Origin of the sequence: Bradyrhizobium sp. AZCC 2176, from assembly GCF_036924645.1 — a bacterium.
Lineage (GTDB): Bacteria > Pseudomonadota > Alphaproteobacteria > Rhizobiales > Xanthobacteraceae > Bradyrhizobium.
In genome coordinates, this window is record NZ_JAZHRX010000001.1 from 1,297,400 (window position 1) to 1,323,950 (window position 26,551).

Sequence of the window (26,551 nt, forward strand, 5' to 3'; positions counted from 1 at the left end):
TCCTGCTTCAGAAACGAATTGACCAGGGCCGCGCTGCGACGTCAGGGCGTGCCGGGATCATCGATAGCGACCTGCCCGAGGGCAGACGCTCCCTGCCCAAGGCCTGCTCCGCCGCGGAGATCACCGCGACACTTCATGAGTTGATCCAAATTGATTTAATTGTTTCAAGGCTAGATCAGCCAGCAACGCTGCCGTCACCCCTGGCTGGCGATCGGCAAGTTAGAGTTAACTGAAACATCGCCTGCCGGCTCGCCGGAAGACAGCCGCATCGCGGCGACCCGCGCGACGAAAAGCCCGATGACGAGATTTGTTCGTTCGATCTCCAGCTTGTCGCGGATCGGCCCGGTCGGCTCGGTCGCGCACATGGTCTTGATGCAATCGAGGGTGCGGGCCAATGAATCGACCACCGCCAATATCGGCTCCATGGGCGGCGGCGCTGTCGGTCTCGACACGGCTTCAGCGCCACCAGGGAATTCAATCACTTTCTGCATCGTTCGATTCCAAACCAGAACAGCCAATATAACGCACGGCCCGGCTGCGTCCGCATCATCCTGCACGGGCTCATCGGGCGGCTTTCATCATAACGGCGCCTCGCACAGGCTCGCTTAAATTGATTATCGGAATCTTGCAGCACAATCTAAAGACGCGCGTTTTTTTCGCGCATGTTTGCGGCAACCGCGGAAATCCCAGGGTGGATTAGCGCAAGCGTAATCCACCAGTTGCGAGAAATGGCGGGTTACGCTTTCGCTAACCCGCCTTACGCAAACAATGTCGCCCGCTCACGCCGCGTTGGCGCCTTCCTGGCGGCTGGCCTCGAACAGGAACCAGGTACGGCGCTCGGTCTCGTCGATGAACAATTCGAGCAGTTGAGCGGTGCCCGTGTCCTCATTGTCATCGGCCAACTTGTGCGCCTTGCGCATCGCCGCCGCCATGTGCTTGTTGTCTTCCATCAGTTCGCGCAGCATTTCGCGCGGCGGCACATAGGCCTCGTTGTTGTCCTGGATGGTCTGCAGCTTGGCGATCTGCCCGATCGAACGCAGCGTGATGCCGCCGAGCTTGCGCACCCGTTCGGCGAGTTGGTCGGTGGTGGCAAAGATCGCTTCCGATTGCTCATCCAGCATCAGATGATAGTCGCGGAAATGCCGGCCGCTGACATGCCAGTGGAAGTTCTTGGTCTTCAGGTAAAGCGCGAAGGCGTCCGCCAGCAGCGTGTTGAGGGATGTCGAAATCTTCTCGACGGCGGCCGCCGGCAGGTCGGTCGGCGTGTCGAGATCGGGGGATACCTTGCCGGATTTGTTGTTGGTTTTGCTCACGTTGCACCTTCCTGTTAGGAACTCTGGCGACGGTGGACATTGGCCGCCGGACGACCTAACGCATCACCTTCAGGCTGGTTCCAGTGCCGGAACCCGCTGATTTTTGCCGGACGCGCAAGCATGGATGAATGGATCGACTATTACGATTCAACGCATACGATTTATGCGAGCAAGCTGCATCGCGACCTGCATTTCCAGATCATCGCGCGCGACATCATCGGTTACATCTCCTCGCCCGACTCTGTCGTGCTGGACTATGCCTGCGGCGAGGCGCTGTCGGCCGCGAGGGTAGCGGACGCCTGTGCCCAGCTCTATCTGGCCGAACCCGCCCCCGGCGTCCGCGGTCGGCTGATTGCGCGCTTTGCACCGAACACCAAGATCCGCGTCCGCTCGCTTGAGGATCTCACGCGCATGGCGGAAAGCTCGATCGATCTCGTCGTCATGAATTCGGTCGCGCAATACATGACGCCGCACGAACTGGATTCGGCGCTGGCCGTCACCCGCCGGCTGCTGAAGCCCAATGGCCGCCTGGTGCTGGGCGACATCCTGCGGCCCGAAGTCGGCATGGCCAGAGACGTGCTGGCGCTGTTGAAATTCGCAACCACCCACGGTTTCCTGAAAGACGCCCTGTATGGCCTCGCGAGCACGGCGCTGTCGGACTACCGGCAACTGCGCACCCGCGTCGGGCTGCAGCGCTACGGCGAGGACGAGATGATCGAAAAACTCGCCGCCGCCGGCTTTACCGCCTCACGCGCGCATCTCAACATTGGCCACAACCCGTGGCGGATGACGTTCGTGGCGCGGCACGCGCTCCAGCGCATCTGAGTTCCAAGCGCGCGCTAAGGTTGTTAACCCTAAGGCGCGGTAAGGGGTGGTTCACCGCGCCGTGATGAGCAATGATCGCCGCGGCCCGGTGGCGGAAGCGATAACGCGGGAGCAGTGCAATGCTCCTTATCCTGGTTCAAATCCAGGCCGGGCCTCCAGCCTTCGCTGCTGACGCAGCTTCGGCTCGGCAAGCCAGTCCCGAAGAAGGCCTGGCACGCGGTAGCTCACCGAGCGAAGGCGGGTGCTCGTAGAGCGAGGGCGGACCGAGCGCCAAATCCCTGAATTTCCCCGTTGATGGCCCGTTTTTGGGGGTTTCGCGGGTGCGGAATCTGGTCTAAAGACCACCCGCGCGCGAGGGTGACCCGCGCTCTTGGCTTAGGGGACGCGCGGCTGCGCGCCCTTTTTTTGTGCCCAAAATCCAGTCTGAGAGCTGATGCCCAAAAGAACAGATATCTCCACCATCCTGATCATCGGCGCCGGTCCCATCGTGATCGGCCAGGCCTGCGAATTCGACTATTCCGGCACCCAGGCGGTGAAGACACTGAAGGAAGAGGGCTACCGCATCGTCCTCGTCAATTCCAATCCGGCCACCATCATGACCGACCCGGAATTGGCGGACGCGACCTATATCGAGCCGATCACCCCGGAAATCGTCGCAAAAATCATCGAGAACGAACGCTACGTCATCCCGGGCGGCTTCGCGCTGCTGCCGACCATGGGCGGCCAGACCGCGCTGAACTGCGCGCTGTCGCTGCGCCGGCAGGGCACGCTGGACAAATTCGACGTCGAGATGATCGGCGCCACCGCCGACGCCATCGATAAGGCCGAGGATCGCCAGCTCTTCCGCAACGCGATGGAGAAGATCGGCCTGCAGACGCCGAAATCGCGGCTCGCCAATGCCTCGGCGCTGAAGAAGTCCTACCGCGACCAGCACCACGCCGAACGCGAGAAGCTGTCGGGCGAGGCGCTGGAAGAGTGCGAGCGGCAATGGACGCTCGGCGAAAACGAGCGCCGCAAGCGCTACCAGGAGCACGCGCTCGGCGAGGCGCTGATGGCGCTGTCCGAAATCGGGCTGCCCGCGATCATCCGCCCCTCCTTCACCATGGGCGGCACCGGCGGCGGCATCGCCTACAACAAGGAAGAGTTCCTCGACATCATCGAACGCGGCCTCGACGCCTCCCCGACCAACGAAGTGCTGATCGAGGAATCCGTGCTCGGCTGGAAAGAGTTCGAGATGGAGGTGGTGCGCGACAAGAAGGACAATTGCATCATCGTCTGCTCGATCGAGAACCTCGATCCGATGGGCGTGCACACCGGCGATTCCATCACGGTGGCGCCGGCGCTGACGCTGACCGACAAGGAATACCAGATCATGCGCGACGCCTCGCTGGCGGTGCTGCGCGAGATCGGCGTGGAGACCGGCGGATCCAACGTGCAGTTCGGCGTCAACCCCGACGACGGCCGCATGGTGGTGATCGAGATGAACCCGCGCGTGTCGCGCTCCTCGGCGCTCGCCTCAAAAGCCACCGGCTTTCCGATCGCCAAGGTCGCCGCCAAGCTCGCAGTCGGCTACACGCTCGATGAAATCGCCAACGATATCACCGGCGGCGCGACGCCGGCCTCGTTCGAGCCGACAATCGATTACGTGGTGACCAAGGTTCCGCGCTTTGCGTTCGAGAAATTCCCCGGCGCCTCCACCACGCTGACGACCTCGATGAAGTCGGTCGGCGAAGTGATGGCGATCGGCCGCACCTTCCAGGAGAGCCTGCAGAAGGCGCTCCGCGGACTCGAGACCGGACTGACCGGGCTCGACGAGATCGAGATCGAGGGGCTCGGGCGCGGCGACGACAAGAACGCGATCCGCGCCGCGCTCGGCACGCCGACGCCGAACCGCATCCTGCAGGTGGCGCAGGCGATGCGGCTCGGCTGGTCCAATGAAGAGATCTTCAATTCCTGCAAGATCGATCCCTGGTTCCTCAGCGAGATGCGCGGCATCGTCGACATGGAAGCCAAGATCAAGGCGAACGGCCTGCCGCCGAACGGCTACGGCATGCGCATGCTGAAGGCGATGGGTTTTTCGGACGCACGGCTCGCCGTGCTGTCCGAATCCACCGAGGCCGAGATCACCGCAAAGCGTCACGCGCTCGGCATTCGCCCCGTCTTCAAGCGCATCGACACCTGCGCCGCCGAATTCGCCTCGCCCACCGCCTACATGTATTCGACCTATGAGGCGCCGTTCGCAGGCAAGCTCGCCGATGAAAGCGCGCCGTCGGACAAGAAGAAGGTCGTTATCCTCGGCGGCGGCCCGAACCGGATCGGCCAGGGCATCGAATTCGACTATTGCTGCTGCCACGCCTGCTTCGCGCTCGCCGACGCCGGCTACGAGACCATCATGGTCAACTGCAATCCGGAGACGGTGTCGACCGACTACGACACCGCCCACCGGCTCTATTTCGAGCCGCTCACCGCCGAGGACGTGCTGGAAATCATCGCCACCGAACGGCAGAACGGCACGCTGCACGGCGTGATCGTGCAGTTCGGCGGCCAGACCCCGCTCAAGCTGGCACGCGCGCTGGAAGCCGCCGACGTGCCGATCCTCGGCACCTCGCCCGACGCCATCGACCTCGCCGAGGACCGCGACCGCTTCAAGCGCGTGCTCGACAAGCTTCGTCTCAAGCAGCCCAAGAACGGCATCGCCTATTCGGTCGAGCAGGCGCGGCTGGTGGCCGCCGATCTCGGCCTGCCGCTGGTGGTGCGCCCCTCCTACGTGCTGGGCGGCCGCGCGATGCAGATCATCCGCGAGGAAACCCAGCTCAGCGATTACCTGCTCGGCACCTTGCCGGAGCTGGTGCCGGGTGACGTCAAGGCGCGCTATCCCAACGACAAGACAGGCCAGATCAATACCGTGCTCGGCACCAATCCGCTGCTGTTCGACCGCTATCTGTCCGACGCCACCGAGATCGACGTCGACTGCCTGTGCGACGGCCAGGACACTTTCATCGTCGGCATCATGGAGCATATCGAGGAAGCCGGCATTCACTCCGGCGATTCCGCCTGCTCGCTGCCGCCGCATTCGCTGGATGGTAGGATGATCGAGGAGCTCGAGCGGCAGACCCGCGAGCTGGCGCTTGGCCTCGACGTCGTCGGCCTGATGAACGTGCAATATGCCATCAAGGACGGCGAGATCTACGTGCTCGAGGTCAATCCACGGGCGTCGCGCACCGTGCCGTTCGTCGCCAAGGTGGTCGGCACGCCGGTGGCGAAGATCGCCGCACGGATCATGGCCGGCGAGAAGCTTGCCGATTTCAAGCTGAAGAAGAAGCAACTCGGCCATGTCGGCGTGAAAGAGTCCGTCTTCCCCTTCGCACGCTTCCCCGGCGTCGATACCGTGCTCGGTCCGGAGATGCGCTCGACCGGCGAGGTGATGGGCATCGACCGTTCCTTCGAGGTGGCGTTCGCAAAAAGCCAGCTCGGCGGCGGCACCCGCGTGCCGCGCAAGGGCACGGTGTTCGTCTCGGTGCGCGAGACCGACAAGAACCGCATCGCGGAAGCCGTGCGCCTGTTGCACTCGCTTGGCTTCAAGGTGATGGGGACATCAGGCACCCAGCGCTTCCTCACCGACAACGGCATTCCGACCGAGAAGGTCAACAAGGTGCTGGAGGGACGGCCGCATATCGTCGACGCCATCACCAATGGCGATATTCACCTCGTGTTCAACACCACCGAGGGGCCGCAGGCGCTGGCCGACAGCCGTTCGTTACGGCGGGCTGCCCTCTTGCATAAAGTGCCGTATTACACCACTCTTTCAGGTGCCGTGGCGGCCGCGCAGGGCATCCGCGCCTATCTGGGCGGGGACCTTGAGGTCCGCACGCTGCAGAGCTACTTTTCCGAAAACTGATCGTTAGTTGGGCAGGAGCCCGCTAAACGATTGGCAATAAAGCCGGATGGCTGGAACTCACCGCTCGTCGGACGTTGAATCGGCCCCTAAAGGGGCCGAAATTACGAAGTTAATAGGCTGGTGGGCTCGCGTTGGGGGCCATGAAAGCCCGAATCGAAATCTAAAAAGTGCCTCGTGCGCGCAATGCCCCGGGCGGCTCGCACGACTGAAGGACGGAAGAGAATGATGATGGAAAAGGTTCCGATGACCGCGAGCGGCTATGCCGCGCTGGAAGTCGAGTTGAAGCAGCGCCAGTCGGTGGAGCGTCCGCGCATCATCGAGCATATCGCCGAGGCGCGCTCGCATGGGGACCTTTCCGAGAACGCGGAATATCACGCCGCCAAGGAAGAGCAGTCGCACAATGAAGGCCGCATCGCCGAGCTCGAAGACAAGCTCGCGCGCGCCGACATTATCGACATCTCTAAGCTCTCCGGCGACACCGTCAAGTTCGGCGCCACCGTCACGCTGGTCGACGAAGACACCGAGAAGAAAGCAGTTTGGCAGATCGTGGGCGAGCCGGAAGCCGACGCCAAGAAAGGCCGCATCTCCATCACCTCGCCGCTGGCCCGCGCCCTGATCGGCAAGAAAAAGGGCTCGACCGTGGAAGTCGTGGCGCCGGGCGGTGCCAAGGCCTACGAGATCACCAAGGTCGAGTGGCGCTAGTCACCTGCAAGTTACTGTTGCGACAAAGCCGCGTTTCGACGCGGCTTTTTTGTTGGCTGCGTACTGACAGGATTGTGAGTGGCGAAGCAGCGGGATTACAGCGTACTGATTTCGACAATGGTTATATATTATAATCAATCGGAAAAGGTCGCTGCGCGGGATTAAGCCGAAGCTGTCCTGCTGCGCTGCAATCGCAGCAGGACCGTCAGCCGGTGACACGCAACGGGAATGATTCAATTTCGGGGGTGTTGTGTCGGCATCACACGCAATCGGCCAACACCGTGTAATGTTATGACGCTAAGTTCTAGCGTGCCAAACAAGGGGGACGATGACATGGACCAAATCGACAGGATGCTCGCGAAATGGCAGCCGACGGCACTGAGCCTGTTTCGCTTCATGACCGGGCTGCTGCTGTTTCAGTACGGCGTCGCGAAGATTCTCGGTTTTCCGGCCGTACCTATGTTCGCCAAGATACCTCCGTTGATCGTCGTGGCGGGCACGCTCGAGCTCGTGCTAGGCGCGCTCTTGATGATCGGGCTGTTCACGCGCATCAGCGCCTTCATCCTGTCCGGTGAAATGGCATTCGCCTATTTCCTCGGACATATGTTCAGGGATGCCGCCAAGCCCGTGTTCCTGCCGTTGCTCAACAACGGCACCCTTGCGATCCTGTTCTGCTTCGCCTGTCTCTATCTGGCGACCGCGGGCGGCGGGCCGTACAGCGTCGACGAGATGCGGAAGAAGTAAGCTGAGACTTGTAGGGTGGGCAAAGGCGCGCCCTCGCGCCGTGCCCACCACTCCGGGTCACGAAAGAACTGGTGGGCACGCTTCACTTTGCCCACCCTGCGAAGCTACGCTCGCAATGACGCGGGTGAATAAACTCACCCCGCCACCTTTACATCGAGCGGCACGGCCGCCTCGTATTTCGAATTGTGCAGCACCAGCGACGTCCGGACGTTGCGGACGTGGGGCGCTGCGGTCAGGTGGGTGACGAAATCCTGGAACGTCGCCATGTCGGGCGCGACGCATTTCAAAATGAAATCCACCTCGCCCGACAGCATCCAGCATTCCCGCACCAGGGGCTCGGCGCGAACGAAATCCTCGAACGCGCGCAAATCCGCATCCGCCTGGCTGGACAAATGCACGGAGGCGAACACAGTGACGTCGAAGCCGAGTCGGCGCGGATCCAAGAGACCGCGGTAACCTTGGATATAGCCCTCCTCCTCCAGTGTGCGGACCCGGCGCAGGCAGGGCGGTGGCGAAATCCCGACGCGTTTGGCCAGTTCGACGTTGGTGATTCGGCCGTCGGCCTGGATCTCGGCCAGGATTCTGAGATCGATTTCGTCAAGATTCTTCGACACGCGCGTCGGGTTCCCTAATTCTGGCTGCGTTAAGTGGGTCTTGCTGGCAACTCTCTTAGCGCACGCCGGGCGACTTGCGCAATTTTATTGCGCGTGCGGCGCCACATTTCGCGATCGTGACTTCAGTTCCGGGGAAAATTCGCTGGGATGAATTGCAATTCTTGCATAGCTACCCAGATATCTTAGACTTGGATTTGACACTTTCAGCGCCCCCGCGACCTCCTCCGGGCGCTTTCTGCACAGTCATAAACAAACCCCCGAATAAGAGAGGGATCCGCCGATGCCCGCGCCTATCCATGCCAAGGTCGTCATTATCGGTTCCGGCCCCGCCGGTTACGCCGCGGCGATCTACGCGGCGCGCGCGATGCTGGAGCCGGTGCTGATCCAAGGCATCCAGCCCGGCGGACAACTCACCATCACCACCGACGTGGAAAACTATCCGGGCTTCGCCGACGTCATCCAGGGCCCCTGGCTGATGGAGCAGATGGAGAAGCAGGCGGCGCATGTCGGCACCAAGATCGTCACCGATCTCGTCAACAAGCTCGAACTGGCGCAGCGGCCGTTTCGGCTGACCTGCGACAGCGGCGACGTCTATCTGGCGGAAACCGTAATCCTCGCCACCGGCGCGCAGGCGCGCTGGCTCGGCATTGCCTCGGAAGAAAAATTCAAGGGCTTTGGCGTTTCTGCCTGCGCGACCTGCGACGGCTTCTTCTACCGCGGCAAGGAAGTGATCGTGGTCGGCGGCGGCAATACCGCGGTCGAGGAAGCGCTGTTCCTGACCAACTTTGCATCGACCGTGACGATCGTGCATCGCCGCGATCATTTCCGCGCCGAGCGCATCCTGCAGGATCGCCTGTTCAAGAACCCCAAGATCAAGGTGGTCTGGGACTCCGCGATCGACGAAATCTGCGGCACCGAAAATCCCGGCAAGGTCACCCATGTCCGCCTGAAGAACGTCAAGACCGGCACGCTGACTGAGGTGCCGGCCGACGGGGTCTTCATCGCCATCGGCCACGCGCCGGCGACCGACCTCGTCAAAGGCCAGATCAAGCTGAAACCATCAGGCTATGTCGAGGTGGCACCGAACTCGACCGCCACCTCGATCCCCGGCCTGTTCGCCGCCGGCGACGTGGCTGATGAAACCTATCGGCAGGCGGTCACGGCCGCCGGCCTCGGCTGTATGGCGGCCCTCGAGGCCGAACGTTTCCTGGCTTTGCGCGCGAGCGATCGCGCGGCGGCTGAATAATCATGCCTAGAACGCGAGACGGATCATCGGACATGGACTGGGACAAGCTGAAAGTCTTTCATGCGGCTGCAGAGGCGGGAAGCTTCACCCACGCCGGCGAACAGCTCGGGCTTTCGCAATCGGCAGTATCGCGGCAGGTCAGCGCGCTGGAGCAGGAGCTCGCGGTGTCGCTATTCCACCGCCACGCCCGCGGGCTGATCCTCACCGAACAGGGCGATCTCCTGTTCCGCACCGCACATGACGTGTTCATGCAGTTGCAGGCGGCGCGCGCCAAGCTCACCGACAGCCGCGAGCGGCCGAGCGGCGATCTCAAGATCACCACCCCTCCGGCGCTCGGCATCAACTGGCTGATCCCGCGGCTCGACGAGTTCACCGCGCTCTATCCTGACATTCGCATCTCGCTGATCGTCACCGACGAGGATCTCGATCTGTCGATGCGTGAGGCCGACGTGGCGATCCGGACCCGCAAGCCGACGCAGCCCGACCTGATCCAGCGCAAGCTGTTCTCGATCGGCTTCCACGCCTATTGCTCGCCTGAATACATCAAGCGCTTCGGCACGCCGCGCACCCTCGACGATCTCGACTCGCACCGCATCATCATGCTCGGCGATGCGCAGGTTCCGACGCATCTGCAGAACCGAGCCTGGCTGATCGACGCCGGCCGCAACGGCTCGGGCCCGCGCGAGGCCTACTTCAAGGTGAATAACATCTTGGGACTGGTCCGCGCCTGCCAGCAGGGGCTCGGCATCGCCGCGCTGCCGGACTATCTGGTCGAGGACAACAGTCGCCTGGTCCAGCTCTTCGGCGAGTCCGATTCGATCCAGCTCGATACGTATTTTGTCTATCCCGAAGAGTTGAAGACGGTGGCGCGGGTGCAGGTGTTCCGCGATTTCGTGGTCAGCAAGGCGCAGCGCTGGCCGTCCTAGAGCACCGGTTCTGATTGCATCAGAACCGAAGCTCTGGATTCTACCGCGTCGTCCCGCGATGCGGATTAGCTGATTTTATAGAGGGCCCGCTCACCGCATGACTGACATGCGGCTCGGACGGTTGCCGCACGGCAGGGATGAGGATCATAGTACTTGAACGCTGAGCGGTCGCGTCGCGCATATGTCCCCCTCCTCCAGTGGCGCGGCAGTTCAGTAATCCCTCTTGGAAGGTGATTGTGTCGGCCTCACGTGGCCAATACCTCAAGCCGGGCTCTTTGGGCCCGGCTTTTTTTCGTCTGCAAGTCTTTTCATGTCCAAGTCTTTTCATGTCCAAGCCTTTCATCGACAAGCCTCACCGACACGTCATGTTGCTGCGCCGATTGACATCGGGGTCCGCTGCCACCATCATCCGCACATGATCACGCGTTCGTGCGCAGCTTTGTCGTCGAAAAAAGGTCCCCACCTGGGGACCCGAGATCGACGCGCGCGCTAGGCTGCCGCAACACACGATCCCGAAGCCCCGCCGTCTGGACGGGGTTTTTTTATTGGTCCCGTCTCCGGCTCACCCCCAAGTGGACAAGAGGAGATGGAACAATGACCGACCCGACCAACGATCTGGCAAGCCGCCTGCAGGGCCTGTGGCTGCCGCTCATCACGCCGTTTCGCGACGGCGAACTCGACGAGGCGTCGTTACGCCGGCTCGTCAGGCACTATGCGGCCGGCCCGGTCGATGGCTTCATTCTCGCGGCAACGTCGGGCGAAGGCATGTCGCTCCGCACGGGCGAACTCGAGCGGCTGGTGACGGTGACGCGCAGCGAACTTTCAGCGAGCCGGCGCCACCTGCCGATCCTGCTGGGCCTGTCCGGCGCTTCGACCGCGAAGCTGCTGGATGCGCTGGATGAGACGGCGGCCTGGCCGATCGACGGCTATCTGATCGCGAGCCCCTATTACATCCGCCCGTCGCAGCGCGGCCTGGTGCAGCATTTCACCGCGCTCGCCGATCACGCCGCGTGGCCGATCGTTCTCTACAACATCCCCTACCGGACCGGTGTCAGCCTCACCAACGAGACGCTGCTGCAGCTCGCCCAGCATCCGAACATCGCCGGCATGAAGGATTGCGGCGCCGACCGCGCGCAGTCGATCGATTTCCTAAGTCGGCGGCCACCCAATTTTGGCGTGCTGACCGGCGAAGACGCGCTGTACCACGAAGCGCTCACCGACGGCGCCGACGGGGCGATCCTGCTGTCGGCGCATCTGGAGACCGAAGCGTTCGCCTCGGTGCGGACGCTCCTGAAGCAGGGCGATCGCGGCGGCGCGCAGGCGTGCTGGAAGGCAATCTCCGGACTTACCCGGCTGTTGTTCGCCGAGCCGAGCCCGGCGCCCGCCAAATACTGGCTGGCGCGCGGCGGACTGATCGACAGCCCCGAGGTTCGCCTGCCGATGGTGGAAGTGAGCGCGGAGCTCGCAGCGTTGCTGGACGAGGAAATCGAGCGGCGCAGGCCGCAGCTTCTGCGCCGGGCGTAGGCGCGATCGGCTCCCTCCCGTCTCGATGGCGAGAGGGAGCAGCCGGATTAGCTGACCAGCAGGCGATAGGTCAGTACCGGCGCGAAGCCGAGCACCATCGCCCAGATGGCGAACGACGACACCAGGAGAACGTCGTGCGCCCGCTGGGCGTACTCGCTGACCGGATATTTCCTGTCGTGCGCGATCATTTTCATTTCCCCCCGTGATGTTCTTCGAGGAGAAACCTACCGATAAAATTTTAATGTCGCGGCCGGGTCTTGGCTCGAAGTTGCCGGTTCGTGCTCACCAGCCGTTAACCAGGATACCGCGGTGGTTAATCGGCGGTAGCACCTGCGGTCAAATGCAAGCGAAATCGCCACCGGCTTCTTAAAGCTGGCCGCGTAACAAGGTCGCCATAACAACGGAAAACGCGGGGGCGCGTCGTGCATTTCGAAAACAACAACACCATTCCTGAACAACAGGGTTTTTCCACCGAAGACATTCTCTGGGCAGTCGGCATCTGGTCGGTGATCCTGACGCTGTCGCCGGTCGTCGTGTTCTACGTGCTGATGGTGGCGTAAGGGAAGCTGTCATTCCGGGATGGTCCGAAGGACCAGACCCGGAATCTCGAGATTCCGGGTTCGATGCTTCGCATCGCCCCGGAATGACGATCTACACATACACACAAAAAGAAAAACGCGCGGAGCGCCGCGCGTCTTTGTCAGTCCAGAAAGACAGAAAGCGGCGTTGTTACGCCGCCTGCTTGTGCATGGCACCCGATCCGGACGCCGTTCCGCGGATCGCCTTGATCGAACGTTCGATCGCGCCCCACAGTCTGGAGATCTCCGCCGCAGCCCGGCCTTCCGCGTAATATTCGCGGGCGCCTTCGCCCTGGCTCAGCGCCATGATCAGGTCGGCGCGGTTGGTGATCTGGCCGCTCCACACCGGCGCGCGGAATTTCGCCAGCGCTTCGCGGGCGATGGTGACGATGCGGCTTTCGACGCCGTCACGTTCGGCGGGTGCGCCGTTGACCACGACCGCGTAGGGCTTGCGCGCCGAGCGGCAGGTCTGAATCGTTTCCTGCACCGCGTTGACGTCGAACACCCCCGGTCGCGCCGGAATGATCACCATCGTGGCGTTACGGATCGCGTCGTCGACGACGGCCGACAGGTTAGGCGGCGTGTCGATGAACACCCATTCGACGCCGTCGCGCTTGGCGGCAGCGACGATGCCGCTGACGGAATTTACCGCCGCCTTGATCGGCGGTTCGTTGGTGCCGCGCAATTTATGCCAGAGCGTAAGCGATCCCTGCGGGTCGGCATCGACCAGAAGGATGGGCTTCGTTGCCTTGTGAACATGGGCAGCGAGGTGAGCAGCCAGGGTACTCTTTCCCGAGCCCCCCTTACGCGAAGCGAAAACTATGACGTTCATACCTTGGCCTCCAGTTGACCCCAGAAGCCGAAAATGAATCAGCGAGCTGATTCGCGAAAGAAAAATTTATGGGACGCCGCGATGAAGCCACGTAATTGCCAACAAGGCTGGTTTTTGAGTCACACGTGTGAGCCCGGTCACAACCGAACAGGTTGAACCCCTGATCGTCTCACTGCACGGTTTTTGCGCGCTCGCGTTCGAGCTTTGCTCGCTGGCGCTCGAGCCATTTGCGCTCGATCCATCCGAGCCCCTGCGCCATCGGCTTCTGCAGCGGCGGCACATCCTGTGCGAACAAAAGGAGTCCGAGCGGCAGCATCCAGAGCCCGAGCACCGGCAGGAAGCTGAGAAATCCGCCGACGACCAAGAGAAACGCAAGCGGAATTCGGACGTAGATCGATGACGGCTTGCGTACCCAGCCGACGAACTTCGCCGGCCCGGGCGGCAGCTTCCTCTCGAACCAGGCAAAATGCCGGTCGAGCTCTTTCTGGTGTTCGCTCAATGAACCCTCTCCTCTTGACTGGGAGATGTTCATTGCAGACGCCGCAAACAAGGCGTCAGTCTGCCCGCGAGGGAATCTTAAAATGATGTAATGCCGTCAGGTCGCCCGCGCCGTCAGGTCGCCCGCGCCGTCAGGTCGCGCGTTTCGCCAGCTTCCTGGCCTTGCGCGGCTTGGCGCTCACGGCCTTGCGCGGCGTTGCCGGCCGGATCACGGCCGGCCGGCCGGCCGGCCTGGCCGCGGCTTCACTCGGGTCCGGCCTGAACTGCGCCCGGCAGGCCGGCGAAAGCTGCGACTTCTTGGCGACCATGCAGGTCGTCACGCGGCTGACATCGGGAATTTCGGAACTGCACAGCCGGAACGCGTCGCCGGTGCAGGCCTGCTCCTGTTCGGGGGTGTAGGTTTGACCGGCGGCAGGCGAGATCGAAACCGACAGCGCCGTGGCCAGCAACCATCCAAACCAAAAATTCCCTACTCGAAAAATCGTCATCCATCCCCCCAGCCCAAAGTTTGGCGGAATTCTGGGTGAACCGATCAGGATTCGCAAGCACGGGTGGACAACACGCCACAGCACAAGTGTCGCGGCGGTTCGAGCGGCAATACAGATTCGAATGGAGTGAAGACTGGTACAGTTGGGTGGGCTCGAACCACCGACCTCCTGTTCCACAGACAGGCGCTCTAACCAACTGAGCTACAACTGCATCCCTCACGCGAGGGCCCCAAAAGGGGGCCTGCGAATGGGCCGGAAACTAGGTGCAACGCTTCACTTTGGCAAGGCCGGGAAGCGTCTGATTATAGTCGCCCCGAGGGCTTTTTGCGTTCATTTGCCGGGGCTCCGCGGACGGCGGCAAAAGCCTTGGCAGCAAAGAACGTTTGGCAGCAAAAAGCCCGGGCCGCTTTGCCCGGGCTTTTCGTGATCAATACGAAGCGGTCAGGCGGCCGGCTTGTAAAGCTTCGAGGCGGAAGTCTTGATCGGCTCGACGGTCTCGCTGGCGACCTTCTGGCCGAGCTCGGCGAGCTCCTTGGCTTGCGCGGTGAGGGTCTCGTACTGCTTCTTGGCGTGCGAGGTCCACAGCTCAAGCGCTGCGGCCGGCGTCTTCACGCCGAACAGCTCCTGCGCGAAATCCAGCGAGGACGAGGTGTTGGCCTTGAAGAACTCGATCAGCTTGGCGTTGTATTCGCTGGCGCCCTTGCTGGCCGAGGTGAACACGGCCTCGATGGTGCCGTTATGGGTCTCGGCGGCATCCTTGAACTTGGCATAGCTGTCGCGGGCCTGCGAGACGCCCTTTTCGGCAAGCGCGCGCATTTGCTCGGGGACTTCGAAGGGGATGATGGAGGCAGAGAAGGGATCGGTGGAGCTGGTCACGGCTTGCATCCTTCACAATGGGGTTAAACGGCATTCCCCCTTGCGGACCGCCGGGCAGGCAAGGCGGGCCGAAAGGTCACGACACACTCACGGAAAGTTGCCCATCCACGGGCTGGCCCAATTAGAACCAATATCATGTCAAATTTGTGCAACGCACTGCAATTTCTGGTGCATCGCCGCATATTTAACCCGGAATACGGGTTCCATCCCGGCTGGCCCGGTGCCGGGTCTCTCGCCGATGGCGGCCACTCAGGCTTTCGGCTTGGTTGCGTCCATGGCGGCCTTGGCGACGATCTGGCCCATCTCGCCGGCCTGCTCCGTCAGCGATCGCATCAAACCCTGCACATATTCCCCGTGCAGTCGCACCACCTCGGTCACATCCTTGGCTTTCAGCAGCGACTGCGCGTGATCGAGCGAGGCCTGCACGTTCTTCTCGGCATAGGCGATGGCCTTGCCACTGACATCCTTGGCGCCGGCGCGAACCGTGGCGTTGCGCTCCTCAATCGAGCCGGCGGTAGCCTGCGCGGAAGCGAGGAATCTATCGAAGGCCTTGCGGGCCTGCTCGAAGCTCGCTTCCGCCATCGATCGCATTTCCTTGGGTATCTCGAAACGATCTCGCACTTCGTCACTCATGGTGCGTTCCCTTGCATTGGCTGAGATTGCGCCCGGATACCGTCAGGGGCCGCTCCGGGGACGGATGCGGCGCCGGGGAGGTTCGACGTTGAACCCTTGACGGCCGTTGGCAACCATCCAACGCGGCGGCCGGCCAAAGGGTCCAGCCGGGTTAAGGTTATCCGCCGCTTAGATTACCGCCGGCCCGCCGGGCCGTGGACCTGCCGCTGCCGGCTTGCGATACTAACGATCCCTTAACGCCGCCGGCGTTTGGGGTGCCGATTTTGACGCCGGACGGTCATGTAGCTGCGATGCAGGATGCGGAATTTCAGTGGCGGGCGCTCGGAGATCCGCGATTGGCGGCTTACGCGGCGAGTCCCCTGCCCGCATGGCTATGGACCGCCGACGGCACCCGGATACTGTGGGCCAATCCGGCCGGCGTCCGCCTGTTCGGCGCGGCCAGCGCCGCAGCCCTTGCCGAAAAAGCTTTTGGGCCGGCCGACCGGCACCGGCGGCAGATTGCGCGGCTCGCAGGCCGGTTGCTCGCCAACGGCGCGATCCGGCTGGAGCGTCTGCAGGGATTTGGCGCCGCGCCCGGCATGCTTGCGACCTGCGGCGCTTTGCGGTTCGACTTTCCCGATGGCAGCCACGGTGTTCTGATCGCCGCCGGCAACATCCCGGTGATCGCGCCGCGCCCGGCGCAGACGCAGCCCGATAACGCGGTGCAGCCGGCACAATCGGGCGAAGCGCCGGCCGAGTTTGCGTTGTTCGATGCGTTTGCCGAGCCTGCCGCCGCAGACGAGCCGCCCGCCGCCGAAACCATTTCGCGCGCGCCTCCATCTGCGGTCGACGTATTTGGGCTCGAAGCCTTTGCCGGCCGGACGGTGCCGCCGGCGCGCCGCCTGCCGCTGCGCTTCACCTGGCGGATGGACCGGGAAGGCCGCTTCACGCTCGGCACCAACGAATTCACCGGGTTGATGGGCCCGCGCACCACGGCCGCTTTCGGCCGGCCATGGCGCGAGATCGCCGCGACCTTCGGCTTCGATCCTACCGGCCGGATGATGCAGGCATTTGCGACGGGTGCGATCTGGAGCGACATCACGCTGAACTGGCCGGTGGACGGCGGCGGCACGTTGCCCGTCGAATTGTCCGGCCTGCCGGTCTTCGATGGCGCGCGAAACTTCGTCGGCTATCGCGGCTTCGGCGTCTGCCGCGATTTCGATGCGCTGGCGCGGCTCGCCGCCCTGCGCCTCGCGGAATTGTCCGGTGAGACGGTGACGCCGCAAGACGTGTCCGCTGCAGCATCTGCCGAGCCGACCAGCGTTGCATCGGCTTTATCCGACGAATTGCCTGAAACGATTGCTGCCGAGACTTCTGGTGCAGAGACTTCTGCCGCAGAGACTTCACATCAAAACGATTTGGAAACGCCCGTGGAACCTCCCAAGGAAAGCTTGGCGGAAAGCGTCAAAGAAAGTGTCCAGGACAGCGCCCTCCAAGACAGCATCCAAGACAGCCTCCAGCAAATCATCGAGGACACGCCGACCGAAGCCGCAACCGCGTTGCCGGCGGACGCCGCCGGAAACGTCTTGCCATTCCGTGTCCCCGGCGAAGCGAAGCCGCTGTCGCTGACGCCGGTTGAAAACAGCGCCTTCGACGAACTCGCGCGGCAATTGTCGGCGCGGCTCGACACCGAGAACGGCAACGAGACGGCGCGGGATGCCGCCGGCGACGCCATCTTCGAACCGCTGGCCGCACTGCCCGTGCGCGAAGCCGCCAGCGCGCCGCCCGAATGGCTGGCGACGCCCGAGCCGCCCGCACGCGGCGAAGCCGCGCGCGACAAGGCGCTGCTCGATTTGCTGCCGGTCGGCATCCTGATCTACCGGCTCGACCGGCTGCTGTATGCCAACCCCGCGTTCCTGACGCAGATGGGCTATCCGAACCTGCACGCGCTGGAAGATGCCGGCGGCCTCGATGCGCTCTATGTCGAACCCGGCACCTCCAACACGTCCTCGACATCGGACGCCGGCCGGCCGGTGACGATTTCCGCAAGCGGGCCTGCGGATGCCGATGCGCCGTCATCGGCAGCAGAGGCCCGCCTCTACACGATTTCATGGGACGGCGATTCGGCGCTGGCTTTGATCTTCTCAGGCACGCGGCATGAGGGTGCCGCGATCGCGGCCGCCATCGCGCAAGCCGAGCCGGTATCGGAGCCTGTCTCCGAGCCGCCGGTGTTGAAGCCTGACGTCTCCGAACCGTCTGATGTCGGAAATGCCAACGCCGAAGAGCTCGCCGCCATCCTCGACACCACGGCCGAAGGCATCGTGATGTTCGACGCCGAGGGCAACATCCATGCCGCCAACCGCAGCGCCGAAGCACTGTTCGGCCATGACGGCGACGAGCTCGCGCGACGCAATCTCACCGACCTGTTTGCGCCCGAAAGCCGGCACGGCGTGTTCGAATATCTCGCCGGCATCAAGGCTTCCGGCGTCGAAAGCCTGCTCGATCACGGCCGCGAGGTGCTGGGCCGCGAAAGCAAGGGCGGCATCATCCCGCTGTCGATGACCATGGGCCGCACCCGCCCTGATGGGCCGAATTTCTTCGCGGTGTTCCGCGATCTGTCGCCAGTCAAGAAGACCGAGAGCGAATTGCGCGAGGCGCGGCGGCTGGCCGAACGCGCCGCCAATGCCAAGGCCGACGTGCTGGCGCGGATCAGCCACGAGGTGCGGACGCCGCTGAACGCCATCATCGGCTTTTCCGAGGTGATGATCGGCGAGCGTTTCGGCGCGCTCGGCAACGAGCGCTACCTCGAATACATGAAGGACATCCGCGCCTCCGGCGAACGCGTGATCGCCATCATCAACGATCTGCTCGACCTTAGCCGGATCGAAACCGGCAAGCTCGATCTCGCCTTCACCAACCAGAACCTCAACGAGCTGGTCGAGAGCTGCGTGGCGGTGATGCAGCCGCAGGCCAATCGCGAACGGATCATCATCCGCACCTCGCTCGCGCACATGTTGCCGCCGGTGATCGCGGACGCGCGCGCCCTGCGCCAGATCACGCTGAACCTGATCGGCAATTCGATCCATCTCGCCAACGCCGGCGGCCAGGTCATCGTCTCGACCGCGCTGTCCGATTTCGGCGAGGTGATGCTGCGGGTCCGCGACACCGGCCACGGCCTCAACGACAATGAGGTGGCCGCAGCCCTCCAGCCGTTCCGGACGCGTGCGCCGTCGGATCACGCCGAGAGTTCGGCCGTCAGCCTGTCGCTGACCAAGGCGCTTGTCGAAGCCAACCGCGCCAAATTCCAGATCAAGACCGGCGGCCGCTCCGGCACGCTGATCGAGATCGTGTTTCCGCACACGGTGGCGCGCGCCTGACCGGAGACCAACGGGCGCGCGTACTCGCGATGTCGATCACGTCGCTTTTGACGGAAGAAACGCTGGAACGCTGAGGCCCTGGCCGCGCAAATAATCGGCCATCGGTCCGACGACGTTGATGACCGCCGGTCTTGCCGTCATGCGCTGCCGCCACTGCAGAAGCCTCGGCGTTTCGCCGGTCATGTCGGCGCCCCAGCGCGCGCCGAACAGCTGGGCCATATAGAACGCGATATCGGCAAAGGAATACGTGCCGCCGAGAAACTCGCGGTCATCAAGCACGCTCTCCATGGTTCGATAATAAGCCGCGGCGCCCGCGCGCGCGAGCTCCGCGGCGGGATCGAGCGGCGTCTTCCAGAGCTGCATCAATTTGATGATATGAGGGAAATAGACTTCATCCGATTCATGCTCCAGCCGGCGAGACCAGGCCCGTGCGGCAGAAGTCGCAGGCCACAGCGCAGGATGCGGCTTGATGTCTTCAAGATATTCGAAGATCTGGGTGGAATCGAAGATCTCGAGGTCACCGTCGATCAGCACGGGGACCTGCCGCTTTGGATTGATGCGCAGGACTTCCGGATGCTTTGGCGCGTAACCCTCCTTCATGGTGAAGGGGACCATGACCAGTTCGAAATCGATGTTCTTCTCGTGCGCCGCGATCTGGACCTTTGCGCCGAACATACTTAAGGGGCCGGAGAACAGCCGCATTTTGCGGTTGCTGCTTCGATGCGTTTCCTGGTCGGATTGAACATTCGCAGGCATCGATTTCTACCCTCACTCAATTTTTCGGAGGCTAATCCAGAATCGCGATCAGCACACGGGGCTTTCTCCGCTCCTCTCCCCGTCCTTCGCGGGGGCGAGGTTGGAGACGCGGCGAGATCTTTTACTGAAGGATCCCGTTCGGACACCTAAAGGTCCTTCTGGACAGCGGCGCCTTTTCCGGTTGATATGCGACGAATTGACACATAATGGCTCCGCGTGAGCCTGGAGGGAATCCCATGACGCCGTTTCATACGCGCCTGTTCGGCGCGGCCGTTGCGTTGACGCTTGCAGCAGGTAGCCCGGCCCTCGCGCAGCAGCTCGAGCTCAAGATCATGGCGCCGGCCGCTCCCGGCGGTGGATGGGATCAGACCGCCCGGTCGATGCAGCAGGCGCTGGTCGCCGCCAAGATCGCCCGCAGCGTCCAGGTCACCAACGTGGCCGGCGCCGGCGGCAGCGTCGGCATCGCGCAGTTCGTCAACGGCGCCAAGGGCGACGGCAACCAGATGATGGTGAACGGCTTCGTCATGGTTGGCGCGCTCGCCATGAACAAATCGCCGGTGACGCTCGAACAGGTGACGCCGATTGCGCGCCTCACCGAGGAGATCCAGGTGATCGTGGTGCCGGCGAATTCACCGCTCAAGACCGCGCAGGATCTTGCCGCTGCCGTGAAGGCCGACATCGCCAAGGTAACGTTTGCCGGCGGCTCGGCCGGGGGCGTCGACCATGTGATGGCGGCGCTGTTTGCGGGAACGATCGGCGCCGACGCCAAGAAGGTCAACTACATTCCGTTTTCGGGCGGCGGCGAGTCGCTGGCGGCGATCCTTGGCGGCAAAGTCACCGCAGGCATTTCGGGAATGAGCGAATACGAAGGACAGATCAAGTCCGGCAAGCTGCGCGCGCTCGGCGTGACGTCGGAGAAGCGCATCGCCGGCAGCGATATTCCGACGTTCAAGGAACAAGGCATCGACCTCGTGCTGGCCAACTGGCGTTCGGTGGTCGCGCCCCCCGGCATCACGCCGGAACAGCGCAAGACCCTGAGCGATGCGGTGGAGAAGATGGTCCAGTCGGACGCCTGGAAGGACATCCTCAAGCAGAAGGGCTGGGATGACGCCTATCTCGGCGGCGACGCGTTTGCGGATTTCCTGAAGAAGGAAACGACGCGCGTCACCGACGTCTTGAAGTCGGTCGGCCTCGTCAAATCATGACGGACCTTCCGCAGGAGCCAGGGTCGCGGCACATCGATCGTGCGGGCCTCATCATTGCCGCGGCGCTCGCCGCGCTTGCCGTGGTGCTGGTATGGGATTCAAGGCAACTGCCGGCCACCACGATGTACGGCATGGGCCCCGAGGTGATGCCGGTCGTCATCGCGATCGGGCTCGGCTTGCTTGCGATCGGCAATCTGGTCGACGCGTTGCGCGGCAACCTGCCGCCGCGCGAGAGCGCCGATCCCAGGGCTGTGCTGCTGATCCTCGGCGGGCTTGCGCTGCTGATCGCCATCATCGGCTTCGGCGGCGGCTTCATCCTTGCGACCTCGGCGTTGTTCGTCACCACCTCGGCTGCGTTCGGACGGCGCGCCATCCTCGCCGATTCCGCCATCGCGCTCGTGATGAGCACCCTGGTCTATCTCGCTTTCGATCGGCTGCTGACGTTGAGTCTCCCTGCCGGCCCCCTGGAAAGACTGCTGTAATGGAAACTTTCGCTGCGCTCGCGCATGGCATGGCTGTCGCCGTGCAGCCGATGAACCTGCTCTACGCGCTGATCGGCGTGTTCCTCGGCACCGCGGTCGGCGTGCTGCCCGGCATCGGTCCGGCGCTCACGGTCGCGTTGCTGCTGCCGGTCACTTACAAGCTCGATCCCGGCGGCTCGCTGATCATGTTCGCCGGCATCTATTACGGCGGCATGTATGGCGGATCGACCACCGCCATCCTCATCAACACGCCCGGCGAGAGCGCCTCGATGGCGACCGCGCTCGAAGGCAACAAGATGGCCAAGGCCGGCCGCGGCGGTCCGGCGCTGGCGACGTCGGCGATCGGCTCGTTCGTCGCGGGCACCATTGCCACCATCGGCCTCGCCTTTCTGGCGCCGTGGCTGGTGGATTTTGCCGTGCGCTTCGGGCCTGAAGATTATTTCGCGCTGATGTGCGTGGCCTTCGTGACGGTGTCCGCGACCTTCGGAGATTCGCCGATCCGCGGACTGACCAGCCTGTTTGTCGGGCTGACGCTCGGGCTGATCGGCATCGACAAGCTCACCGGCCAGGCCCGGCTCGCGTTCGGCATCCCCGAACTGCTCGACGGCGTCGAGGTGACGACGCTGGCGGTCGGCCTGTTCGCTGTGGGCGAAGCGCTCTACGTCGCATCGCGCCGCCATCACGCCGAGGAGAAGATCGAGCCGGTGCGCGGCTCGCTGTGGATGACGAGGGAGGATTGGAAGCGGTCGTGGAAGGCGTGGCTGCGCGGGACGATGTTCGGCTTCCCGATCGGCGCGCTTCCGGCCGGCGGCGCGGAGATTCCGACATTCCTGTCCTACTCGACCGAGAAGCGGCTGTCGAAACATCCGGAGGAATTCGGCAAGGGCGCGATCGAGGGCGTCGCCGGCCCGGAAGCCGCCAACAACGCTTCCGCCGCCGGTACGCTTGTGCCGCTGCTGACGCTCGGCCTTCCGACCTCGGCAACGGCAGCGATGATGCTGGCGGGCTTTCAGCAATACGGCCTGAACCCGGGACCGCTGCTGTTCGCCGAGCGGCCCGATTTGGTGTGGGGCCTGATCGCCAGCCTGTTCATCGCCAACGTCATGCTGCTGGTGCTCAACCTGCCGCTGGTCGGCCTGTGGGTGAAACTGCTCGCGATCCCGCAGCCGTGGCTGTACGCCGGCATTCTCGTGTTCGCGACCATGGGCACCATCGCGGCCAAACCGTCGGTCGTCGAGCTGTCGATGCTGGCAGGTTTTGGCGTGCTGGGCTTCTTGATGCGCCGGTTCGACTTTCCGATCGCGCCTGTCGTCGTTGGTCTCATCTTAGGGCCCATCGCCGAAAGCCAGTTGCGCCGCGCGCTCGCCATCAGCCTCGGCGACCCCATCGTGCTGTTGCAAAGCCCGATGTCGGCGACGCTGCTCGGTATCGCGCTGATCGCGCTGCTGGCCCCGTTCGTGCTGAAGGGGCTCGGCCGGTTCAAGGCGAGCGAGGATTAGGCGTGGACATATTAGCGCGCAGCCAAATTCGGATTAAGGCGAGTTGAATTGATTTTCGCTTTCGGCGTCACAGCGGACATGGCTGGACTTGCTGCTGGGTCGCCCCTGTAGCGAATGACCCCGGCGGACTTGGGCGGCGAAGATTGGGCTCTGACTGGGATTGTCAGCCCACCTGTGGCGGCATTATCATTGACGTCTTTCATTCCTCATTTTTGCTGGAGCAATCCATGTCACGTTTCGCATTTGCGGTTCTCGCTATTACACTCTTTGCCGGTATGGCCTGCGCTTTCGTGTCGGAGGCACGAGCGGCGGCCGCAGTTTGTGACGTCGCTGCGTGCATAAACACCAAGTGCAAGCGCGCAACTGGAAGCAACAGTCAGCGCTGCAATTCGAATTGCCAGATCGATATAGCGGAGAATAAGAAGAAAAGGCTCTGCAAGTAAGCCGACACTCGGCTTAACCAAACCAATGTCGCATCGAGAGGGTTATCTGCCGCTTTGCAGGCTACGTTCGCTGCTGGCACTTTGCGTCGTGCGTTGCGATGTGGAATTTGGTTCACTAGCGGGCATATCGCACGTCGAGTAGCCATCAATCCCGATTTATGGGTATGCCGCCCTGATCCTCCCAGCCGAGTAATGGACCCGTTTGAAGTCACGACCGGCACAATTCTTGCTCGAATCTACTGTGCCTGAATGCATCCGCCTGCGGATCGCCTGTTTCCTGGCATATTGGATTTGAATCATTATGCGCTGCCTTGTCGTTGCCGATTTGCATTATTCATTGCCGCAGTTCGACTGGCTGCTGGCGGCAGCTCCTGAATTCGACGTCGTCATTTTCGCCGGCGACGCGCTCGACATCGGGTCGTTCGTCGATTTCCGCGCGCAGATTCTCGTCGTGAAGAAATATCTGTCGCTGCTGTCCCGCGTCACGCGCATCATTCTCTGCTCGGGCAATCACGACCTCGACGAACGCAGCGCGGAAGGCGAAAAGATCGCGCGCTGGGTCGGCGATATCCGCGAGCTCGGCATCGCCTGCGACGGCGACAGCCTCACCATCGGCGACACGCGCTTCACGGTGTGTCCGTGGTGGGACGGACCGCTGGTCAAGGGCCGCATCGAATCCCAGCTTCGCGACGCCGCGGCGGAACGGGCGCAACGCTGGATCTGGGTGCATCATGCGCCGCCGGCGAATTCGCCGACGAGCTGGGGCGGCAAGCGGTTTTTCGGCGACGTCGAGTTGGTGCAATGGATCGCGCAGTACCAGCCGTCAATGGTGATCTCGGGCCACGTGCATCAGTCACCTTTCATCCCCGACGGCTCATGGTTCGACCGTCTCGGCACCACCTGGGTATTCAACACCGGCCTGCAGCACGGCCGTCCGCCGGTCTATATCGTGCTCGACCTCGATGAGGGCGCGGCGTTCTGGCTTGCGGCCGGCGAAGCCCAACGCATCGACCTGCGCGCGCCCTTGGCTCGGCCGGCGGCGGCAATCGAGACCCCGCCGACCTGGCTTACATCCTTGGGTCGGATTGCCGATCCGAGCCTGGCGAAACCTGCGTCGGCGGCAGGTTGATCATGCTCTGCAGGAGTTCGCCGACCATCGAGAGGTGGTTGCCGTGGCCGGCATATTGATGCATCAGGTCGGCCAGATAGGTGTTGGCGACGTTGAGGCGTTGCGCCAGCAGGCGCGCGATCAACAGCGCCACCGCCGGCTGGTCGCGCAGGAACGCCGCCGCGTCGTCGAACTCGTAGACGACGGAATCGGCGGCGGCGCGCACGGTCGCGGTGTGGGGCTGCTCGAGCAGGACCGACATTTCGCCGAGCATCGCCCCCGGCTCGGTCAGAACGGCGACGACGCTATCGCCCTTGACGACTTCCAGCCTTCCCTCGAGCAGGACGAACAGATGTCCGGTCTTGCTGCCCTCATGAAGGACAAGCGCGCCTGCCAGCACCTCTCGCTTCATTCCGCCGGTACAATAGTCCAGGATCGCGCGCATCAGCATCGTCTCCGCTCCAGCCCAGACTAGGCACTGATGATGCCAAGGTCGAACGGATAACGTGCGCTTCGCTGCTCAAAATGTCAGCACGGAGCGCCCAGCGTCGGCGCGCGCTGGCGCAGCCCACGACCGAACATCATATCTTTTCGAGTATGGCGGCTTTCAGCTTGGCGATGCGCGCTTCATCGCGCTTGTAGAACGTCCACTGCTTGACGCGCTTGGCGCTCACTAGTCCCGCCTGCGACAATATCTTCAGATGCTCGCTCACGGTGGGCTGGCTGACGCCGAGCTTCTCGGCAATCAACACGCCGCAGACCCCATCCTTGACAAGGTCGCCGTCGACCTGCGGCCGAAAGTGCGCCCGGGGGCGTTTCAGCCATTCCAGGATCAACAGCCGCCGATCGCTGGCGAGCGCGCGAAAAGCAGACTCGACGTCATCCTCGAAAGAAGTCATATTGCTAATTAGCTAAGTGACTAATTCCTGTCAACAAGCCTTTCCTTCAACAAGCCTTGGAGTGCCTTGGAATGAACGCGCCGGTGGATGCGGTAACTTCAGAAATGATCGCACAATGCGAGAGGCTCATTCGGCCCTTCATCCGGCGAACGCCAGTCGTCGACGTCGATGCGGCCGAGTTCGGCCCTCCCGGCCCTACGCTGACGCTCAAGTTGGAGCTGCTTCAGCACTCCGGCTCGTTCAAGGCGCGCGGCGCGTTCGCCAATCTCTTGACCCGTGACGTACCGAAGGCCGGCGTGGTCGCGGCGTCGGGCGGCAACCACGGCGCGGCGGTCGCCTATGCCGCGATGAAGCTTGGCAAGCCGGCCAAGATTTTCGTTCCGAACATCTCTTCGCCGGCGAAGCTGCAGCGGATCCGCGACTATGGCGCCGACCTCGCGATCGAGGGCGACCGCTATGCCGACGCGCTCGCGGCAAGCGAGAACTGGGCGCAGCAAACCGGCGCACTGCAAGTGCCGGCCTTCGATCAGAAGGAAACCATCATGGGACAGGGAACGCTCGGCCTCGAGCTCTCCGGTCAGGCGCCGGATATCGACACGCTGCTCGTATCGGTAGGCGGCGGCGGGCTGATCGCAGGAATCGCCGCCTGGTACGCCGGCCGTATCAAGGTGATTGGCGTCGAGCCGCTGGCATCGCCGACGTTGACCAGAGCCTTTGAAGCCGGCCGGCCGATCGATGCGGAGGCCGGAGGTCTGGCGGCGGATTCGCTGGCGCCGCGGCGCGTCGGCGAACAGGTCTTTCCGATCGTGCAAAAATACGCGCGGCACACCGTGCTGGTTTCCGACGCCGCAATCGCCGAGGCGCAGGCTGAGCTTTGGCGCGCCTTGCGCATCGTGGCAGAACCGGGTGGCGCAGCGGCATTCTCAGCGATCCTGTCGGGCGCCTACAGGCCCGTCGCCGGCGAGCGCGTTGCTGTCATCATCAGCGGCGGTAACACCACAGCCGTCAATTTCGACCTCACCCGTTGAGCGCCGATGATTGCGTCCCCCGCGCAAGGCGGCGGTGGCTCGTCCACACTTTGGAATCACTCTAAATCATTTCGCTGG

General features: G+C 63.1%; 26 protein-coding genes and 2 tRNA genes. 15 read left to right on the top strand and 13 right to left on the bottom strand.

Annotated features, from left to right (window positions below):
* Nucleotides 1-194: 194 nt before the first annotated feature.
* Together V1288_RS05760 and V1288_RS05765 are read right to left on the bottom strand one after the other, a co-directional pair.
* Nucleotides 195-413, bottom strand: a complete 219-nt coding sequence (locus tag V1288_RS05760) for a hypothetical protein (protein ID WP_334356156.1) — start codon at nt 411-413, stop codon at nt 195-197.
* A 366-nt stretch (nt 414-779) separates the two neighbouring features.
* The gene (locus V1288_RS05765) at nt 780-1,313 is read right to left on the bottom strand and encodes a Dps family protein (protein WP_334356157.1); all 534 of its coding nucleotides are present in this window, start codon (nt 1,311-1,313) and stop codon (nt 780-782) included.
* 120 nt (nt 1,314-1,433) lie between these two features.
* Here V1288_RS05765 and V1288_RS05770 point away from each other — a divergent pair, with 120 nt between their 5' ends.
* The 5 genes from V1288_RS05770 (at nt 1,434) to V1288_RS05790 (ending at nt 7,482) form a co-directional block, all read left to right on the top strand.
* Nucleotides 1,434-2,138, top strand: a complete 705-nt coding sequence (locus V1288_RS05770; RefSeq protein WP_334356158.1) for a class I SAM-dependent methyltransferase — start codon at nt 1,434-1,436, stop codon at nt 2,136-2,138.
* Between the two features lie 82 nt (nt 2,139-2,220).
* Nucleotides 2,221-2,296, top strand: a tRNA-OTHER gene (locus tag V1288_RS05775).
* Between the two features lie 275 nt (nt 2,297-2,571).
* Entirely contained in the window at nt 2,572-6,036 is a 3,465-nt protein-coding gene (gene carB / locus V1288_RS05780) for a carbamoyl-phosphate synthase large subunit (RefSeq protein ID WP_334356159.1), read from the top strand.
* Nucleotides 6,037-6,264: 228 nt separating this feature from the next.
* On the top strand, nt 6,265-6,738 hold the full coding sequence (greA, locus tag V1288_RS05785) for a transcription elongation factor GreA (protein WP_171583518.1): 474 nt from the start codon (nt 6,265-6,267) through the stop codon (nt 6,736-6,738).
* Between the two features lie 333 nt (nt 6,739-7,071).
* Nucleotides 7,072-7,482, top strand: a complete 411-nt coding sequence (locus V1288_RS05790; protein ID WP_334356160.1) for a DoxX family protein — start codon at nt 7,072-7,074, stop codon at nt 7,480-7,482.
* 134 nt (nt 7,483-7,616) lie between these two features.
* On the opposite strand, the gene V1288_RS05795 is transcribed toward V1288_RS05790, so the two are convergent.
* Nucleotides 7,617-8,096, bottom strand: coding sequence for an Lrp/AsnC family transcriptional regulator (locus V1288_RS05795; protein WP_028350193.1), 480 nt, complete (start codon nt 8,094-8,096; stop codon nt 7,617-7,619).
* 280 nt (nt 8,097-8,376) lie between these two features.
* On the opposite strand from V1288_RS05795, the gene trxB reads away from it, so the two are divergent.
* The 3 genes from trxB (at nt 8,377) to dapA (ending at nt 11,792) form a co-directional block, all read left to right on the top strand.
* Nucleotides 8,377-9,342, top strand: coding sequence for a thioredoxin-disulfide reductase (gene trxB, locus V1288_RS05800; RefSeq protein ID WP_334356161.1), 966 nt, complete (start codon nt 8,377-8,379; stop codon nt 9,340-9,342).
* 2 nt (nt 9,343-9,344) lie between these two features.
* On the top strand, nt 9,345-10,268 hold the full coding sequence (locus V1288_RS05805) for a LysR family transcriptional regulator (RefSeq protein ID WP_334356162.1): 924 nt from the start codon (nt 9,345-9,347) through the stop codon (nt 10,266-10,268).
* Between the two features lie 594 nt (nt 10,269-10,862).
* On the top strand, nt 10,863-11,792 hold the full coding sequence (gene dapA / locus V1288_RS05810) for a 4-hydroxy-tetrahydrodipicolinate synthase (protein WP_334356163.1): 930 nt from the start codon (nt 10,863-10,865) through the stop codon (nt 11,790-11,792).
* A gap of 47 nt (nt 11,793-11,839) precedes the next feature.
* Here dapA and V1288_RS05815 read toward each other — a convergent pair whose 3' ends face one another.
* Complete coding sequence (locus V1288_RS05815) at nt 11,840-11,980, bottom strand: hypothetical protein (protein WP_334356164.1); 141 nt, start codon at nt 11,978-11,980, stop codon at nt 11,840-11,842.
* A 234-nt stretch (nt 11,981-12,214) separates the two neighbouring features.
* On the opposite strand from V1288_RS05815, the gene V1288_RS05820 reads away from it, so the two are divergent.
* The gene (locus tag V1288_RS05820) at nt 12,215-12,352 is read left to right on the top strand and encodes a hypothetical protein (RefSeq protein WP_334356165.1); all 138 of its coding nucleotides are present in this window, start codon (nt 12,215-12,217) and stop codon (nt 12,350-12,352) included.
* 169 nt (nt 12,353-12,521) lie between these two features.
* Here V1288_RS05820 and V1288_RS05825 read toward each other — a convergent pair whose 3' ends face one another.
* The 6 genes from V1288_RS05825 to V1288_RS05850 all read right to left on the bottom strand — a co-directional run bounded on the left by V1288_RS05825 (nt 12,522) and on the right by V1288_RS05850 (nt 15,697).
* Nucleotides 12,522-13,202, bottom strand: a complete 681-nt coding sequence (locus V1288_RS05825; RefSeq protein WP_334356166.1) for a ParA family protein — start codon at nt 13,200-13,202, stop codon at nt 12,522-12,524.
* A 169-nt stretch (nt 13,203-13,371) separates the two neighbouring features.
* On the bottom strand, nt 13,372-13,701 hold the full coding sequence (locus tag V1288_RS05830) for a hypothetical protein (RefSeq protein WP_442893911.1): 330 nt from the start codon (nt 13,699-13,701) through the stop codon (nt 13,372-13,374).
* 130 nt (nt 13,702-13,831) lie between these two features.
* Nucleotides 13,832-14,149: a hypothetical protein gene (locus V1288_RS05835; protein WP_334356168.1), complete on the bottom strand. Its 318-nt coding sequence runs from the start codon at nt 14,147-14,149 to the stop codon at nt 13,832-13,834.
* Nucleotides 14,150-14,322: 173 nt separating this feature from the next.
* Nucleotides 14,323-14,399: transfer RNA gene (locus tag V1288_RS05840), tRNA-His, on the bottom strand.
* Between the two features lie 230 nt (nt 14,400-14,629).
* Nucleotides 14,630-15,064, bottom strand: a complete 435-nt coding sequence (locus tag V1288_RS05845) for a phasin (RefSeq protein ID WP_334356169.1) — start codon at nt 15,062-15,064, stop codon at nt 14,630-14,632.
* A gap of 249 nt (nt 15,065-15,313) precedes the next feature.
* Entirely contained in the window at nt 15,314-15,697 is a 384-nt protein-coding gene (locus V1288_RS05850) for a phasin family protein (RefSeq protein WP_334356170.1), read from the bottom strand.
* Between the two features lie 290 nt (nt 15,698-15,987).
* Here V1288_RS05850 and V1288_RS05855 point away from each other — a divergent pair, with 290 nt between their 5' ends.
* Nucleotides 15,988-19,053, top strand: a complete 3,066-nt coding sequence (locus V1288_RS05855; protein ID WP_334361199.1) for a PAS domain-containing sensor histidine kinase — start codon at nt 15,988-15,990, stop codon at nt 19,051-19,053.
* A gap of 36 nt (nt 19,054-19,089) precedes the next feature.
* Here V1288_RS05855 and V1288_RS05860 read toward each other — a convergent pair whose 3' ends face one another.
* The gene (locus V1288_RS05860; protein WP_334356171.1) at nt 19,090-19,809 is read right to left on the bottom strand and encodes a glutathione S-transferase family protein; all 720 of its coding nucleotides are present in this window, start codon (nt 19,807-19,809) and stop codon (nt 19,090-19,092) included.
* 236 nt (nt 19,810-20,045) lie between these two features.
* On the opposite strand from V1288_RS05860, the gene V1288_RS05865 reads away from it, so the two are divergent.
* From V1288_RS05865 to V1288_RS05880, 4 genes are all read left to right on the top strand, one after another.
* Nucleotides 20,046-21,014: a Bug family tripartite tricarboxylate transporter substrate binding protein gene (locus V1288_RS05865; protein ID WP_334356172.1), complete on the top strand. Its 969-nt coding sequence runs from the start codon at nt 20,046-20,048 to the stop codon at nt 21,012-21,014.
* Entirely contained in the window at nt 21,011-21,496 is a 486-nt protein-coding gene (locus V1288_RS05870) for a tripartite tricarboxylate transporter TctB family protein (protein WP_334356173.1), read from the top strand. Before V1288_RS05865 ends, V1288_RS05870 begins: the two co-directional genes overlap by 4 nt.
* A complete protein-coding gene (locus tag V1288_RS05875) occupies nt 21,496-22,995 on the top strand; it encodes a tripartite tricarboxylate transporter permease (protein WP_334356174.1) in 1,500 nt (499 codons plus the stop codon). The genes V1288_RS05870 and V1288_RS05875 overlap by 1 nt, the downstream gene beginning before the upstream one ends.
* A gap of 744 nt (nt 22,996-23,739) precedes the next feature.
* Nucleotides 23,740-24,567, top strand: a complete 828-nt coding sequence (locus V1288_RS05880; protein ID WP_334356175.1) for a metallophosphoesterase family protein — start codon at nt 23,740-23,742, stop codon at nt 24,565-24,567.
* Here V1288_RS05880 and V1288_RS05885 read toward each other — a convergent pair.
* Nucleotides 24,506-24,991: a Crp/Fnr family transcriptional regulator gene (locus V1288_RS05885; RefSeq protein WP_334356176.1), complete on the bottom strand. Its 486-nt coding sequence runs from the start codon at nt 24,989-24,991 to the stop codon at nt 24,506-24,508. The genes V1288_RS05880 and V1288_RS05885 overlap by 62 nt on opposite strands.
* Before the next feature lie 136 nt (nt 24,992-25,127).
* Nucleotides 25,128-25,445, bottom strand: a complete 318-nt coding sequence (locus tag V1288_RS05890) for an ArsR/SmtB family transcription factor (protein WP_334356177.1) — start codon at nt 25,443-25,445, stop codon at nt 25,128-25,130.
* A gap of 71 nt (nt 25,446-25,516) precedes the next feature.
* On the opposite strand from V1288_RS05890, the gene V1288_RS05895 reads away from it, so the two are divergent.
* Nucleotides 25,517-26,473, top strand: coding sequence for a threonine/serine dehydratase (locus V1288_RS05895; protein WP_334356178.1), 957 nt, complete (start codon nt 25,517-25,519; stop codon nt 26,471-26,473).
* The last annotated feature ends 78 nt before the right edge of the window (nt 26,474-26,551 follow it).

Coding starts and splice junctions, on each gene's coding strand:
- V1288_RS05825 (WP_334356166.1), bottom strand. CDS start 13,202: ATGAACGTCATAGTTTTCGCTTCGCGTAAGGGGGGCTCGGGAAAGAGT.
- V1288_RS05805 (WP_334356162.1), top strand. CDS start 9,345: ATGCCTAGAACGCGAGACGGATCATCGGACATGGACTGGGACAAGCTG.
- V1288_RS05875 (WP_334356174.1), top strand. CDS start 21,496: ATGGAAACTTTCGCTGCGCTCGCGCATGGCATGGCTGTCGCCGTGCAG.
- V1288_RS05895 (WP_334356178.1), top strand. CDS start 25,517: ATGAACGCGCCGGTGGATGCGGTAACTTCAGAAATGATCGCACAATGC.
- V1288_RS05790 (WP_334356160.1), top strand. CDS start 7,072: ATGGACCAAATCGACAGGATGCTCGCGAAATGGCAGCCGACGGCACTG.
- trxB (WP_334356161.1), top strand. CDS start 8,377: ATGCCCGCGCCTATCCATGCCAAGGTCGTCATTATCGGTTCCGGCCCC.
- V1288_RS05815 (WP_334356164.1), bottom strand. CDS start 11,980: ATGATCGCGCACGACAGGAAATATCCGGTCAGCGAGTACGCCCAGCGG.
- V1288_RS05860 (WP_334356171.1), bottom strand. CDS start 19,809: ATGCCTGCGAATGTTCAATCCGACCAGGAAACGCATCGAAGCAGCAAC.
- dapA (WP_334356163.1), top strand. CDS start 10,863: ATGACCGACCCGACCAACGATCTGGCAAGCCGCCTGCAGGGCCTGTGG.
- V1288_RS05870 (WP_334356173.1), top strand. CDS start 21,011: ATGACGGACCTTCCGCAGGAGCCAGGGTCGCGGCACATCGATCGTGCG.
- greA (WP_171583518.1), top strand. CDS start 6,265: ATGGAAAAGGTTCCGATGACCGCGAGCGGCTATGCCGCGCTGGAAGTC.
- V1288_RS05890 (WP_334356177.1), bottom strand. CDS start 25,445: ATGACTTCTTTCGAGGATGACGTCGAGTCTGCTTTTCGCGCGCTCGCC.
- V1288_RS05855 (WP_334361199.1), top strand. CDS start 15,988: ATGCAGGATGCGGAATTTCAGTGGCGGGCGCTCGGAGATCCGCGATTG.
- V1288_RS05865 (WP_334356172.1), top strand. CDS start 20,046: ATGACGCCGTTTCATACGCGCCTGTTCGGCGCGGCCGTTGCGTTGACG.
- carB (WP_334356159.1), top strand. CDS start 2,572: ATGCCCAAAAGAACAGATATCTCCACCATCCTGATCATCGGCGCCGGT.
- V1288_RS05885 (WP_334356176.1), bottom strand. CDS start 24,991: ATGCGCGCGATCCTGGACTATTGTACCGGCGGAATGAAGCGAGAGGTG.
- V1288_RS05770 (WP_334356158.1), top strand. CDS start 1,434: ATGGATGAATGGATCGACTATTACGATTCAACGCATACGATTTATGCG.
- V1288_RS05880 (WP_334356175.1), top strand. CDS start 23,740: ATGCGCTGCCTTGTCGTTGCCGATTTGCATTATTCATTGCCGCAGTTC.
- V1288_RS05850 (WP_334356170.1), bottom strand. CDS start 15,697: ATGAGTGACGAAGTGCGAGATCGTTTCGAGATACCCAAGGAAATGCGA.